The sequence below is a fragment of the Kitasatospora sp. NPDC004614 genome (assembly GCF_042873675.1).
In the GTDB taxonomy this organism is placed as follows: domain Bacteria; phylum Actinomycetota; class Actinomycetes; order Streptomycetales; family Streptomycetaceae; genus Kitasatospora.
Genome location: NZ_JBIALR010000013.1, coordinates 36,520 through 49,254, shown reverse-complemented (window position 1 = coordinate 49,254; position 12,735 = coordinate 36,520). Strand labels below are relative to the sequence as shown.

The following is a 12,735-nucleotide window of genomic DNA, read 5'->3' as shown; positions in this document are numbered from 1 at the left end:
AGGACCTCCGCCTACTCGGAGACGGCGACGTAGCGCCAGTTGTCGTTCGGGTCCTCGGCCTGGGAGAGGTCGATCTCGACGCCGGGCAGGGCGTCCCGCAGGCGCTTCCGCATGCCCTCGGTGAGGTAGTGGTGGTGCAGGTCGAGCTTCTTCAGGTGGGTGAGCGGCTGGCCCTCCAGCAGTGCCGCCGCGCCCTCGTCGGTGAGCGCGCCCAAGGACAGCGCCAGCCCGGTCAGCCGGGGCACCACCGGGGCCTGGGCGACCAGCGCGGCGATCCGGTCCTGCTGTTCGGCGTTCTGCAGGCCGAGGTACGTCAGCGACGGCAGGTTGGCGCCGGACAGGAACGGGCCGAGGTCCTCCATCGTCCAGTCGCCGCCGTAGTTGTCGACGCCGAGCCACAGTTCCAGCTTCTCCAGCGCCGGGAAGTCGCAGGCCGCGACCGAGCGGACCACCGAGCCCGGCAGGCCGCCGGCCTCGAAGCGCAGCGCCTTCAGCTTCTCGTGCTTCACCGGCTTCAGGGAGAGCGAGTCCTTGCCGTCGTAGTCGCCGTCGGTGCCGCGCACCACCAGCTCCTCCAACTGCGGGAAGGCGGCGAAGACCGGCGTGATCTCGGACATCTGGATCCAGGAGATCTCGCACTCCTCCGCGATGATGTCGCCGATGAACAGCGCCCGCAGCGCCGGGAATCGGTCGGCGGCGGCGAGCACCGTCGGCAGCACCCCGGACAGCGACTCCGGCTCCTCGGAGAACCAGGGGCCGAGCACCAGCGCGGTGACCTCCTCCAGCGCGACGGTCTTCAGGAACGCCGCCCAGACCTCACCGAACTCGCGCTCCTCCTCGTAGTCCAGCCCGATCCGCCAGGCGGTGGCCGCGGCTGCCGGCAGCTTCTTCCCCTCCGCCTCGGCGGTCCGGAAGTCGGTGACGGGGAGGCCGTGGAACTCCTCGATGTGCTGATTGATGGTCATGCGCGCCGCTCCTGGCTGCTCGTCGTGGGGCCTGACCCTGTCTACCAGCCGCCCCCGACGTTCACCCGCACGGGGAGTTCCCTGGCGTGGTGTTGTCGGTGGCGCCGCCTAGTTTTCCGGTCGGGACGTCCGGCGCCCGGCCGGACCCGACCGCGGGAGGACTCCGTGTACCGCCAGGGTGACGTACTGATCGTGCCGGTCGAACAGAGCGCGGTACCGGCCGCGGTGGCCCACCTGCCCCGCCAGCCGCGGGACGGCCGCGGCCGGCTGGTGCTGGCCCTCGGCGAAGTCACCGGCCACGCCCACGCGGTGGTCGGCCCGGGCGAACTGCTGCGCGAGTCCGGCCCGTTCGGCCGGGCCTGGCTGCACCTGCCGGAGGGCGGCAAGGTCGTGCACGAGGAGCACGCGGCGATCCCGCTGCCCACCGGCTGGTTCCGGGTGGTCCGGCAGCGCGAGTACGCGCCCGGCGCGGTCCGGATCGTCGCGGACTGAGCACCCCTTAAGGATTGAGGACAGAACTGATGAGCACGCAGCTGACCGGCCGTCCCGCCGACGCCTCGGTGGCGCACTGGCGGGCCGTCGCCGCCGCCACCGGGCCGGCCGACCGGGCCACCGCCGAACACGCCGTCCGCGCCGCCTACCGGGCCGCCGGGCTGGCCGAGCCCACCGCGTTCCGCTGGTACCCCTCGCCGCTCGCCGCCGTCACCGAACTGCTCGACCACCGCGAGGAGTTCGGCGCCAACGTTCGCGAACAGGTGCGCACCGCCGCCTGGGAACGCGCCCGCACCGCCGCGTTCACCGCACACGGCCCCGGCGGCTGGGCCGAGATCTGGGGTGCGACCGGCGCCGAACTCGCCGCCACCACCACGCTCCCCGCCGAACGCGTCCGCGCCGCGCTGCTCGACCACTTCGCCCCCGAGCCCGAACCGCTCGACTGGGAGGAATCCCGCAAGCCCGAGAACAAGGAACGCCGCCGGGTGGCCGGCGAAGCCCGCGCCAGGGTCCGGCTCGCCCTGGTCGACGCCGTCGCCGGGCAGCACGACGCCGCCTGGTTCGCGGCGTTCGACACCGCGGGCACCGGCGACGAGGCGCTCGCCGCGCTGGCCGGCGTCGCCCGGCAGACCGGCTGGTGGTGGCCCTTCGAGAACACCGTGCTGCTCAGCGAACGCCCCGTCGCCCTGCACCGCGACGAAGCCGGCCGCCTCGACCGCGCCGACGGCCCCGCCCTCGCCTACGCCGACGGCTTCGCGCTGTACGCGTGGCGTGGCATGCCCGTCCCCGCGGACTTCCTGGAGCAGCTGACCGGCCTCACCGCGGAGCGGATCCGCGCCGAGGAGAACGCCGAACTGCGCCGCGTCATGCTGGAGCACTTCGGCTACGAGAGGTACCTGGCGGAGAGCGGCGCGAAGCCGCTGCACCGGGACGAGACGGGCGTGCTCTGGCGGATCCAACTCCCCGACGACGAACCGGTGGTGATGGTCGAGGTGGTCAACTCCACCCCCGAACCGGACGGCACCTACCGCACCTACTACTTGCGCGTTCCCCCGTCGACCCGCACCGCGAGGGCGGGCGTGGCCTGGACGTTCGGCGTCGAGGAGGCGGAGTACCGGCCCCAGCGAGAGACCTGACGGGACGGGTGCGAGAGCCAGCGGGCGCGAAACCGGGGGCGGGGGGACTGCGCGACAAGCGCAAGTCACGTCCGCAAGGTCGCTCTCACGTGCAAGTCATTGTCCTGCGTCGCGATCTTGCGGACGTGTCGCGTTCCCCTTCGCGCAGTTCCCCGCGCCCCTGGTTGTGCCCTCCCTGCCTTCGCCTCACCCTGGCAGTCCCACATCGCGGAGGCGTCCCATGAGCACCCCCGCCGGGCTGTCCGCCGTCTCCAGGCGGAGCCAGTTGCGCAGGACTTCGGCCGTCTGTTCGTCGCGGACGGCCGTTGCGGCGGCCATCACGACGAACTGGTCGACCAGCCAGTCGCAGAGGGAGTCGAGGGGGATCTGGTGGCCCTCGTCGAGCCAGCTGATCGCGGAGGCTTCCACCACCGAGATCCAGGAGCGGACCAGCAGGGTGAGTCGCGGGCCGGCCTCGCGGACGCCCAGGTGGCGCAGGGTGCGGCGGATCGCCGCCCTGCGGACGTCGTCGACGATGGCGGAGGTGCGGGCGGTCTCGACCACGGAGCCGCCGCGGAGGAGTGCGGCGTAGCCGGCGGCGTGTTCGTCGACGAACGCGAAGTAGCGGTGGAGGACGGCGCCGAGTTGCTGGGTGGGGGTGCCGGGGGTCGCGGAGACCGTGAAGCGCTGGGTGAGTTCGGTGGCGGCGCTGCGCAGGGCGGCTTCGTAGAGCTGCTGCTTGCCGCCGGCGAAGTAGCGGTAGACGAGGGGGCGGGACGCGCCGGCGGCCTCGGCGACGTCGTCGAGTGAGACGTCCTCGGGCGGGCGGGCGGCGAAGAGTTCGAGGGCGACGGCGATGAGTTGTTCGCGCCGTTGCTGGACGGGCAGTCGGCGGTAGGTGGCGCGCCGGGGGCGCTGGGCCTCGGTGCGGGAGGGGGTCGCTGCCATGGGTGCCAGCGTAATCGTCGGGCGGGTCGTTGCCGCCGACCGCAGACTGTGAGCAGGTGTCGGTGGAGTGCGACGAGGAGCGGCCGGTGCGGTGGGTTCGGGCGGTCGGCCGGTGGATCGGCAGGTCTCCGGGGACGTACGTGTGGCTGCTGCTGCTCGCGGTCACGAGTTTTGTGGTGGGTCAGAAGGATCCGGCCGCGCTGCACTATTTCCTGCAGAAACGGTCCACCAATATCGATCAGCTGACTTCGCACCCGGTGCATGTCCTGGTGGCCAGCCTGATCTGGACGGAGCAGGCGAACTTCTGGTTCTACTTCGTGATGTTCCACATCTTCCACGTCCCGGCCGAGCGCTGGCTGGGCACCCGGCGCTGGCTGACGGTGGCGCTGACCGCGCACGTCCTGGCGACGTACATCAGCCAGGGGGTGGTGGCGTGGGGCGTCCACCACCAGGTGCTGCCGATGAACATGGCGAACACCGTGGACGTCGGGGTGTCGTACGCGCTGGCGGGGGTGCAGGGCGTCCTGACGTGGGGGCTGGCGGGCTGGTGGCGGTGGGTGTACGGCTGGGGGCTGGTGGTGTTCTACCTGGTGCCGCTGCTGATCTCGCACACCTTCACCGACCTGGGGCACTTCTGCGCGGTGCTGATCGGGCTGGCGTTCCGTCCGATCACCCGGGGCCGGCCGGTGTGGGATCCGTGGCAGGCGGTGCGGCGCCGGTGGCCGGTACGCAGTTGACGCGATCACTTCCAGTTGGGGCTTGAATTCGTCCGCCGCTGCGACAGGATGGCCGGATGGCTCATGAACTGAACGATCGTCACGTCGGCGGCCCCACTCCGCGCCGCATCGCCGACTCCTACGTCCACGCCCTCGCCGAGCTGGACCCGCTGACCGCGGTCTACCTCGGCCTCAACCCGGAGGACGACCGGCTCACCGACCTGTCCCCGGCGGGCACCGCCGCCCTCGACGAGCTGGCCCGCCGCACCCTCGCCGAGCTGGACGCGCTGGAGGCGTCCGGCCCGATCGAGGACGAGGCGGAGCGCCGCTGCGCCCGGCTGCTGCGCGAGCGGCTGATCGCGGAACTCGCGGTGCACGACGCGGGCGAGGAGTTCCGGTCGGTCCGCAACCTGGGCTCGCCGGTGCACAACACCCGGGAGATTTTCACCCTGCTGCCCACCGACACCGACGAGGACTGGCTGCGGCTGGGCCGCCGGCTGGCCCGCTTCCCGGAGGCGCTCGCCCAGTACCGGCAGACCCTGGAGGAGGGCGTGCGCCGCGGCCTGCTGTCGGCGCCGCGCCAGGTGACCACCGTGGTCGGCCAGTTCGAGGAGTGGATCGACTCGGAGCGGCCCGGCGGCTGGTTCGGCGACCTGGTCGCCCCCGCGCCGGAGCACCTGCGCGAGCAGCTGACCGCCACCGCGGTCGAGGCCACGGCGGCCCTCGCCGAGCTGCGCGACTGGATGCGCGACGTGTACGGCCCCGCCGCCCAGGGCACCCCCGACGCGATGGGCCGCGAGCGCTACACCCGCTGGGTGCGGTTCTGGACGGGCGCCGACCTGGACCTGGACGAGGCGTACCGCTGGGCGTGGGAGCAGTTCCACGACCTGGACGCGCAGATGCGGGTCGAGGCGGAGAAGGTGCTGCCGGGGTCGACCCCGATGCAGGCGATGAAGTGGCTGGAGACCGACGGCCCGGCGATCCGCGGTGAGCAGGAGGTGCAGGAGTACCTGCAGGGCCTGATGGACCGGGCGATCAACGACCTGCAGGGCGTGCACTTCGACCTGGCCGAGCCGCTGCTGAAGGTGGAGTCGCGGATCGCGCCGCCCGGCAGCGCCGCCGCCCCGTACTACACCCAGCCGTCGCTGGACTTCTCCCGCCCCGGCCGGACCTGGCTGCCGACCCTGGGCCGCGAGGCGTTCCCGGAGTGGGACCTGGTCTCCACCTGGTACCACGAGGGCGTCCCGGGCCACCACCTGCAGCTCGCGCAGTGGACGTACATGGCGGACCGGCTGTCCACCTACCAGGTCACCCTGGGCGGCGTCAGCGCCAACATGGAGGGCTGGGCGCTGTACGCCGAGCGCCTGATGGACGAGCTGGGCTACCTCACCGACCCGGGCCACCGCCTGGGCTACCTGAACGCGCAGATGATGCGCGCGCTGCGGGTGATCGTGGACATCGGCATGCACGCCGAGCTGGAGTTCCCGGCCGACTCGCCGTTCGCCGCGGGCGAGCCGATGCTGCCGGAGCGCGCCCGCGAGTTCTTCGGCGCGTACTGCGGCCTGTCCGCCGACTTCCTGGACAGCGAGCTGGTCCGCTACCTGGGCCTGCCCGGTCAGGCGATCGGCTACAAGCTCGGCGAGCGGGCCTGGCTGAGCGGCCGGGCGGCGGCCCGGGCGGCGGCCGAGGCGCGCGGCGAGGAGTTCGACCTGAAGGCGTGGCACATGGCGGCGCTGTCGCAGGGCTCCCTGGGCCTGGACGACCTGGTGACGGAGCTGGGCGCGCTGTAACCGGGGGAGTGTCCCGGGTGGCCGATGCGGCCGGGCACCCGGGTCCCATGTCCCAAATCGTGACAAAAGAACACAGACCGCCTTGCCGATGACCGGATCGGGCGTTTGGCTGGAGAGAGCGCCGTGCGCGCGACCAGGCCCATTCCCGATTCGGCGGAAGGCGGTCCTCCGGTGACCTCCCAGCACGCCCCCGACACCCAGACGGTTGACCCGCGCCGCTGGTGGGCCCTGGCGGTCATCGCCATCGCCCAGCTGATGATCGTCCTGGACGCGACGATCGTGAACATCGCCCTCCCGTCCGCCCAGCACGACCTGGGCATCTCCAACGCCAACCGCCAGTGGGTGATCACCGCCTACACGCTGGCCTTCGGCGGTCTGCTGCTGCTCGGCGGCCGGATCGGCGACCTCTACGGACGCAAGCGCACCTTCATCATCGGCCTGCTCGGCTTCGCCGCCGCGTCCTGCCTCGGCGGCTTCGCCACCAGCGGCGGCATGCTGTTCGCCGCCCGCGCGCTGCAGGGCAGCTTCGGCGCGCTGCTCGCCCCGTCCGCACTGTCGCTGCTGTCGATCACCTTCCGCGACGCGCGTGAACGGGCCACCGCGTTCGGCGTCTTCGGCGCGCTGGCCGGCGGCGGCGCCGCGATCGGCCTGATCACCGGTGGCCTGCTCACCGAATATCTCAGCTGGCGCTGGTGCCTGTACGTCAACGGCCCGATCGCCGCGGCCACCGCGCTCGGCGCCTACTACCTGCTGCGCCGCGACCACATCGACCGCTCCCACCGGGTCCGGCTCGACCTGCCGGGCGCGGTGCTCGGCTGCGGCGGACTGCTGCTGATCGTCTACGGCACCTCCGAGGCCGTCGACCGCGGCTGGGGCGACTGGCTGGTGCTCACCGCGCTGTGCACCGGTGTCGCGCTGCTCGCCGTGTTCGCCCTGGTCGAGCGGCGCACCCCGCACGCACTGCTGCCGATGCACCTGGTCCGCGACCGCAACCGGGCCGGCAGTGCGCTCTCGGTCGGCCTCGCGGTGATCGCCATGTACGGGCTGTTCCTGTTCCTGACGTACTACATGCAGGTGGTCAAGGGGTACTCGCCGATCCGGGCCGGCGTCTCGTTCCTGCCGATGACCGGCGCGATCATCCTCAGCTCGGCCGGCATCGGCTCCCGCCTGATGACCCGCATCCCCACCCGCGCCCTGATCGTCCCCGGACTGCTGATCGGCGCGGGCGGCATGGCCTGGCTCACCCAGCTCCGGGTGGACAGCTCCTACGCCGGACTGGTGCTGCCCGCCGAACTGCTGCTCGGCATCGGCCTCGGCCTGGTCTTCATGCCGGCCATCAACCTGTCCACCCTCGGCGTCGCCCCGCAGGAGACCGGCGCCGCCTCCGCCATCATCAACAGCGCCCAGCAGGTGGGCGGTTCGATCGGCACCGCGCTGCTCAACACCATCGCCGCCAGCGCCACCGCCACCTACCTCGCCACCCGCAACCCGACCGACCCACTGGTCCAGGCCCAGGGCGCCGTGCACGGCTACACGGTCGCCACCGTTGTCGCGATGGGCATCCTGCTGGCCGCCGCGGTGGTCGCGTTCCTGATGATCACCCACCGGCCCGCGCCCGGCGAGGCCAGAGGCCGCGCCACCCAGCCCGAGGCCAGAGCGGTGGCGTAGGCGGGGCCTGACCCGCCCGCCGGGTGTCGCCGTCCCCGCACCCGGCCCCGGCCGTGAGACCCTGCTGTCCGCCACCGGAAATCTCACGAGTCTCCCAGCCAGGAATCACGGCATTTCCAGCTCGGCGACGCATATTCGAGACAGCTCGGGTCACCGGTGTCCGCGTCGACAACGACGCGGACACCGCTACGATCCTCCGGTCGGCAGGAACGGGGCACCATGGGACGGCACGCCAAGCAGCGCAAGCGCCGTTCGCTGCGCCCGGTCGTCCTCAGCTCGGTCCTCGCCGTCGGCGTGGCCGGCGTGATAGCCGTCGCCGGGCTGTTCTCCGTCCACGTGCGCGACCCGCGGCAGCGGACCAGCGCCGACAGCGTCGCGATGGCCGCCTCGGCCCCGGCGCCCGCCCCCGTCACGGGCGCCACGGTCGACGCGAGCCCGAGCCCGAGTGCCGGTGAGGAGACCGGTGCGAGCGAGCAGCCCGGCGCCGCCGCAGGGTCCGCGGACCCCAGCGCCGGTCTCAGCCGGCAGATCCCGCCGTTCGCGCCGCCGGACGTGAAGCTCGGCGTCACCGCCGACGCCGCCGTCAACGCCGAGTCGGTCCGGGTCGGCGCGCTGTTCACCGGCGACATCGGGCCCGGCAACCACTTCTGCACGGCCAGCGTCATCGACAGCCCCGGGCGCGACCTGATCCTCACCGCCGCGCACTGCCTGTCCGGCATCAGCAGCATCACCTTCGTCCCCGGCTACCACGACGGCCAGGCCCCGTTCGGGAGTTGGCAGGTCAGCAAGGTGTTCACCGCGGACGGCTGGCAGAACGGCAACGACCCCGACGAGGACTTCGCCGTCCTCGCCGTCGCCCCCAGCAACGGGCAGCGGGTCGAGGACGTGGTCGGCGGCAACCCGCTCGGCATCAACGCCGCCTGGACGGTGCAGACCCGCCTGTACGGCTACCCGGACGGCGCCGAGAAGCCGATACTGTGCACCAACGTCACCAGCCGCGAGGACACCTTCCAGCGGCGCATCGACGGCCCGTCCTTCCCCGGCGGCACCAGTGGCGGCCCGTTCATCGACGCGGCCACCGGGCAGGTGATCGGCGTCATCGGCGGCTACCAGCAGGGGGGCGACACCGACGGCACCTCCTACAGCGCCTACTTCGACCACACCGTCGCCGACCTGGTCACCCGCGCGAGCTGACCAACTCTGGAATCCCTCCGGGCCGTCACCCACAATGGGGCGACGACGCAGACGAGGGGGAGGCGCGGTGTTCCGCCGCTGGTGGTTCCTGAAAGCCGCGGGGCCCGCCCCGACATCCGAACACCACCCGAGCCGCCGGGAGATCCGCGAGCACAACGCCCTGGTGCTGGGGGAGTGGGAAGCCCTCCGGGACCGGCTGCGCGACCTCGCCGCCGAGCGGGTCACCACCGCCGGCGCGGTCTTCCGGGCCGCCGAACTCCAGCTCCCCACCGAGGAGTCCGCCGCCCGCCGGGCCTACCAGTGGGCGCTGGAGGCGTACGAGGCGGCCGGCCGGCTGCTCGACGCCGCCGAGCACCGCGACACCGACCTGCCCGACCTGGCCGCCGCCGTGGTGCTGGCCGAGCAGGCCGTCGAACGCCTGGCCGCCGCCCACCTGTTGCACGCCGGACAGCGCCCGGGCCCGCTCGTCGTCCGCTGCTACTACAACCCGCTGCACGGCCCCGCCGAGAGCGCGGCGGAAGCGCCGAAGAACCGCAAGACCCGGCAACGGGCCCACACCACCGTCCGGGAGGCCGCCGCGGACCGGCGCCCCGCCTGCCGCTCCTGCCGCACCGCGATCCTGGCCGGCCAGACCCCCGACGTGCTGCCCGCGCTGCTCCCCGCCAAGGCCGCCCCCGGGCGCAAGGGCCCCGTACTGGTCCCGTACTTCGCCGTCCCCCGCCAGTGGTCCCCCTGGTCCACCACCGCCTGCGGCGCCTACGACCCGGCCACCCCGGCCCTGGTGCTGCGCGGCGATCACCGTAGGCGGAAGCCGAGTTGACGCCGCCTCAGCGCTTCTTGCGTTCGGCCACCCGGCGTTCGACCTCGGCCAGGAAGTGCGGCGGGACTTCGCCGGTGGCCCGCAGGTGCGCGCGTTCGGCGGCGGTGAGTGACTCGGCCGCGATGTCCACGGCGAAGGCGTATTCGTGCAGCTTCGCCGAGGCCGCGTCGCGCCGCATGCCCCCGGCCATCCCGGCCGCCTGCCGTCCGGCCGATCCGCCCCGGAAGGCGAAGATCGCGGTGAACCAGCCGAACGCCCCGGGCCGGCGGGCCTTCTTGTTCAGCTGGTCGCGGACCGCCAGCCAGGCCAGTCGGTCGTCGGACAGGTTCGGAACGGTGTTGGTCATGGTGGTTCCCCCCTCGTTCAGGTGTCGGGGGAGCGTACCGGTCGGGGGAGTGCGAAGGACAACGAAAAAGGCCCAAGTCCCTTGGACTTGAGCCTCGTTCACGCACTTGCTGCGAAGTGCCCCCGGTAGGATTCGAACCTACGCACCCGCCTCCGGAGGGCGGTGCTCTATCCCCTGAGCTACGGGGGCCTGGGTGATCTGTGATCGCCCGGCCTTGCGGGGAAAACACTACCAGGGAAACTCCGTGGTCCGTGCACGGGTTTCCGGCAGCGGGGCCGGACGGGCCGTCAGGGGGCGATCGGCAAGTCGGGCAAAGGCCGGACGGGCGGGGTGGGGCGCGGCTACCCTCGGTGAGGTGGCGGCGGCGTCGGGGCGGGTCCTCGTGGTGGACGACAGCGAGGCGATCCGTCGGCTGATCACGGTCAACCTGGAGCTGGAGGGCTTCGAGGTGGTGACCGCCGCCGACGGTGCCGAATGCCTGGAGGTGGTCCGCCGGGTCGCGCCGGACGTGGTGACGCTGGACGTGGTGATGCCCCGGCTGGACGGCCTGCGTACGGCGGCCCGGCTGCGCGCCGCCTGGGAGACCGCGCACCTGCCGATCGCGATCGTGAGCGCCTGCACCCCGGCGGATCTGGAACGGGGCGCGTCGGTGGGGGTGGACGGCTATCTGGCGAAGCCGTTCGACCCGGCGGACCTGATCGAACTGGTGCGCCGCCTGCGGGCGATGGACCGCCGGCCCGCGGCGGGGCGCCGTTTCGCGTACGACTTCGGCAGCGCCGGGCCGTCGATACCCGGCCGGCCCGTTCAAACCGCACGGGATTTCGCCCTGAGCGAACAGTCGCAGGAACTTGTTCCGCCGGACGAGTCACGCCCGTGAGATGTGCCGGTCTGCGGCGCTGTCCGACGAGACGAAGCACACCGGGCGGCGTGACGCGCGTCCCGCTCGGCAAACCGAGTGGCGGGCGACCACCCCCTCTCGCCTAGGCTTGGGCCCGTGACACCCGCAGAACTCTCCCAGGCAGTCCAGGCCGCCGTCAGCGCCGCCATCCAGGCCGGCGAGCTGACCGTCGACGTGCCCGCGCACGTGACGGTCGAGCGGCCCAAGAACAGGGACCACGGCGATTACGCCACCAACGTGGCCCTCCAGCTCGCGAAGCCGGCCGGCAAGCCGCCGCGAGCCGTCGCGGAGATCCTGTCCGCCCGCCTGCGAGAGATCGCCGGCGTCGCGAAGGTCGACATCGCCGGTCCCGGCTTCCTGAACATCACGCTGGACGCGGCCACTCAGGGCGAGCTGGCGCGCACCATCGTCGAGGCGGGCGAGGCGTACGGCCGCAACGACGCGCTCAAGGGCCTGAACATCAACCTGGAGTTCGTCTCGGCGAACCCGACCGGCCCGATCCACATCGGCGGCGTCCGCTGGGCTGCTGTCGGTGACTCGCTGGCCCGCGTCCTCAAGGCGTCCGGCGCCGAGGTGTCCACCGAGTACTACCTCAACGACGCCGGCGTGCAGATCACCAAGTTCGCCAAGTCGCTGAAGGCCGCCGCGAACGGACAGCCCGTTCCGGAGGACGGCTACGTCGGCGAGTACATCGTCGACATCGCCAAGGCCGTCACCGACGGCGTGCCCGGCATCCTGGAGCTGCCCGAGGACGAGCAGCTGCTGGCCTTCCGCACCGAGGGCCTGAAGCTGATGGTCGCCGAGATCCAGCGGTCGATGGCCGAGTTCGGCGTGCACTTCGACACCTGGTTCTCCGAGCAGACGCTGCACGACTCCGGCGCCGTTCAGCAGGCCATGGAGCGGCTGCGCGAGCAGGGCCACGTCTTCGACCGGGACGGCGCGATCTGGCTGCGCACCACCGACTTCGGTGACGACAAGGACCGCGTCCTGATCAAGGCCGACGGCGAGACCACCTACTTCGCCGCCGACGCCGCCTACTACCTGAGCAAGCGGGACCGCGGCGCGGAGGTCTCGGTCTACATGCTCGGCGCCGACCACCACGGTTACGTCAACCGCCTGAAGGCCATCGCGGCCTGCGCCGGCGACGACATGGACCGCAACATCGAGGTGATGATCGGCCAGTTCGTGAAGATGCTGCGCGACGGCAAGGAGGTCCGACTCTCCAAGCGCGCGGGCAACATCATCACGATCGACGACGTGGTCGACTGGATCGGCGTGGACGCCGCCCGCTTCATGCTGGTGCGGCAGTCCACCGACTCCACCATCACCATCGACATCGACCTGGTCACCCGCCAGAGCAACGACAACCCGGTCTTCTACGTGCAGTACGCGCACGCCCGGATGTGCTCCGTCCAGCGCAACGCGGTGGACAAGGGCGTCATCCGCAGCGCGGACTTCAAACCGGAGCTGCTGGACACCGAGTGGGAGAACGACCTGCTCGGCCGGCTCGGCGAGTTCCCGCGGGTGGTGGCCCGGTCCGGTGAGGAGCGCGCCCCGCACCACGTGGCCACCTACCTGACCGAACTGGCCCGCTCCTACCACCGGTTCTACGACAACTGCCAGATCCTGCCGAAGGGCGACGAGCAGGTCACCGACCTCACGCACGCCCGCCTCTGGCTCGCCGACGCCACGCGAACGACGCTCGCCAACGGCCTCGGTCTGCTCGGCGTATCCGCGCCCGAGCGGATGTAAAGCACCACAACCCCCAAGCGCAGCACAGCGG

At 72.1% G+C, this 12,735-nt stretch carries 12 protein-coding genes and 1 tRNA gene; 9 read left to right on the top strand and 4 right to left on the bottom strand.

Features of this window, described 5'->3' with window-relative positions:
• Positions 1-11 precede the first annotated feature (11 nt).
• Positions 12-965: an STM4015 family protein gene (locus ACFYST_RS24610; RefSeq protein WP_387865487.1), complete on the bottom strand. Its 954-nt coding sequence runs from the start codon at positions 963-965 to the stop codon at positions 12-14.
• A 165-nt stretch (positions 966-1,130) separates the two neighbouring features.
• On the opposite strand from ACFYST_RS24610, the gene ACFYST_RS24605 reads away from it, so the two are divergent.
• Complete coding sequence (locus ACFYST_RS24605) at positions 1,131-1,457, top strand: hypothetical protein (protein ID WP_387637340.1); 327 nt, start codon at positions 1,131-1,133, stop codon at positions 1,455-1,457.
• A gap of 29 nt (positions 1,458-1,486) precedes the next feature.
• Complete coding sequence (locus tag ACFYST_RS24600) at positions 1,487-2,593, top strand: DUF6745 domain-containing protein (protein WP_387865485.1); 1,107 nt, start codon at positions 1,487-1,489, stop codon at positions 2,591-2,593.
• A 186-nt stretch (positions 2,594-2,779) separates the two neighbouring features.
• Here the strand turns inward: ACFYST_RS24600 and ACFYST_RS24595 are convergent, their stop codons facing one another.
• Positions 2,780-3,520: a TetR/AcrR family transcriptional regulator gene (locus ACFYST_RS24595; RefSeq protein ID WP_387865484.1), complete on the bottom strand. Its 741-nt coding sequence runs from the start codon at positions 3,518-3,520 to the stop codon at positions 2,780-2,782.
• 86 nt (positions 3,521-3,606) lie between these two features.
• On the opposite strand from ACFYST_RS24595, the gene ACFYST_RS24590 reads away from it, so the two are divergent.
• The 5 genes from ACFYST_RS24590 to ACFYST_RS24570 all read left to right on the top strand — a co-directional run bounded on the left by ACFYST_RS24590 (position 3,607) and on the right by ACFYST_RS24570 (position 9,708).
• Positions 3,607-4,257, top strand: coding sequence for a rhomboid-like protein (locus ACFYST_RS24590; RefSeq protein WP_387865481.1), 651 nt, complete (start codon positions 3,607-3,609; stop codon positions 4,255-4,257).
• Between the two features lie 56 nt (positions 4,258-4,313).
• A complete protein-coding gene (locus ACFYST_RS24585) occupies positions 4,314-6,026 on the top strand; it encodes a DUF885 domain-containing protein (RefSeq protein ID WP_387637328.1) in 1,713 nt (570 codons plus the stop codon).
• A gap of 255 nt (positions 6,027-6,281) precedes the next feature.
• Positions 6,282-7,694, top strand: coding sequence for an MFS transporter (locus ACFYST_RS24580; protein ID WP_387865663.1), 1,413 nt, complete (start codon positions 6,282-6,284; stop codon positions 7,692-7,694).
• Positions 7,695-7,913: 219 nt separating this feature from the next.
• A complete protein-coding gene (locus tag ACFYST_RS24575; protein WP_387637322.1) occupies positions 7,914-8,888 on the top strand; it encodes a trypsin-like serine peptidase in 975 nt (324 codons plus the stop codon).
• A 67-nt stretch (positions 8,889-8,955) separates the two neighbouring features.
• Positions 8,956-9,708, top strand: a complete 753-nt coding sequence (locus ACFYST_RS24570) for a hypothetical protein (RefSeq protein ID WP_387865478.1) — start codon at positions 8,956-8,958, stop codon at positions 9,706-9,708.
• Between the two features lie 7 nt (positions 9,709-9,715).
• On the opposite strand, the gene ACFYST_RS24565 is transcribed toward ACFYST_RS24570, so the two are convergent.
• Positions 9,716-10,054 carry a hypothetical protein gene (locus tag ACFYST_RS24565; protein ID WP_387865475.1) on the bottom strand — a complete coding sequence of 113 codons (339 nt, stop codon included), beginning with the start codon at positions 10,052-10,054 and terminating at the stop codon, positions 9,716-9,718.
• A 117-nt stretch (positions 10,055-10,171) separates the two neighbouring features.
• A tRNA-Arg gene (locus ACFYST_RS24560) sits at positions 10,172-10,243 on the bottom strand.
• A gap of 166 nt (positions 10,244-10,409) precedes the next feature.
• Here ACFYST_RS24560 and ACFYST_RS24555 point away from each other — a divergent pair.
• Together ACFYST_RS24555 and argS are read left to right on the top strand one after the other, a co-directional pair.
• Positions 10,410-10,931, top strand: a complete 522-nt coding sequence (locus ACFYST_RS24555) for a response regulator (protein ID WP_387865473.1) — start codon at positions 10,410-10,412, stop codon at positions 10,929-10,931.
• 117 nt (positions 10,932-11,048) lie between these two features.
• Complete coding sequence (gene argS, locus ACFYST_RS24550) at positions 11,049-12,704, top strand: arginine--tRNA ligase (protein WP_387865471.1); 1,656 nt, start codon at positions 11,049-11,051, stop codon at positions 12,702-12,704.
• The last annotated feature ends 31 nt before the right edge of the window (positions 12,705-12,735 follow it).

Bases quoted from the DNA above. Each gene is read 5' to 3' on its own strand.
- ACFYST_RS24595 (WP_387865484.1), bottom strand. From the start codon at position 3,520: ATGGCAGCGACCCCCTCCCGCACCGAGGCCCAGCGCCCCCGGCGCGCC.
- ACFYST_RS24580 (WP_387865663.1), top strand. From the start codon at position 6,282: ATGATCGTCCTGGACGCGACGATCGTGAACATCGCCCTCCCGTCCGCC.
- ACFYST_RS24575 (WP_387637322.1), top strand. From the start codon at position 7,914: ATGGGACGGCACGCCAAGCAGCGCAAGCGCCGTTCGCTGCGCCCGGTC.
- ACFYST_RS24610 (WP_387865487.1), bottom strand. From the start codon at position 965: ATGACCATCAATCAGCACATCGAGGAGTTCCACGGCCTCCCCGTCACC.
- ACFYST_RS24565 (WP_387865475.1), bottom strand. From the start codon at position 10,054: ATGACCAACACCGTTCCGAACCTGTCCGACGACCGACTGGCCTGGCTG.
- ACFYST_RS24585 (WP_387637328.1), top strand. From the start codon at position 4,314: ATGGCTCATGAACTGAACGATCGTCACGTCGGCGGCCCCACTCCGCGC.
- ACFYST_RS24600 (WP_387865485.1), top strand. From the start codon at position 1,487: ATGAGCACGCAGCTGACCGGCCGTCCCGCCGACGCCTCGGTGGCGCAC.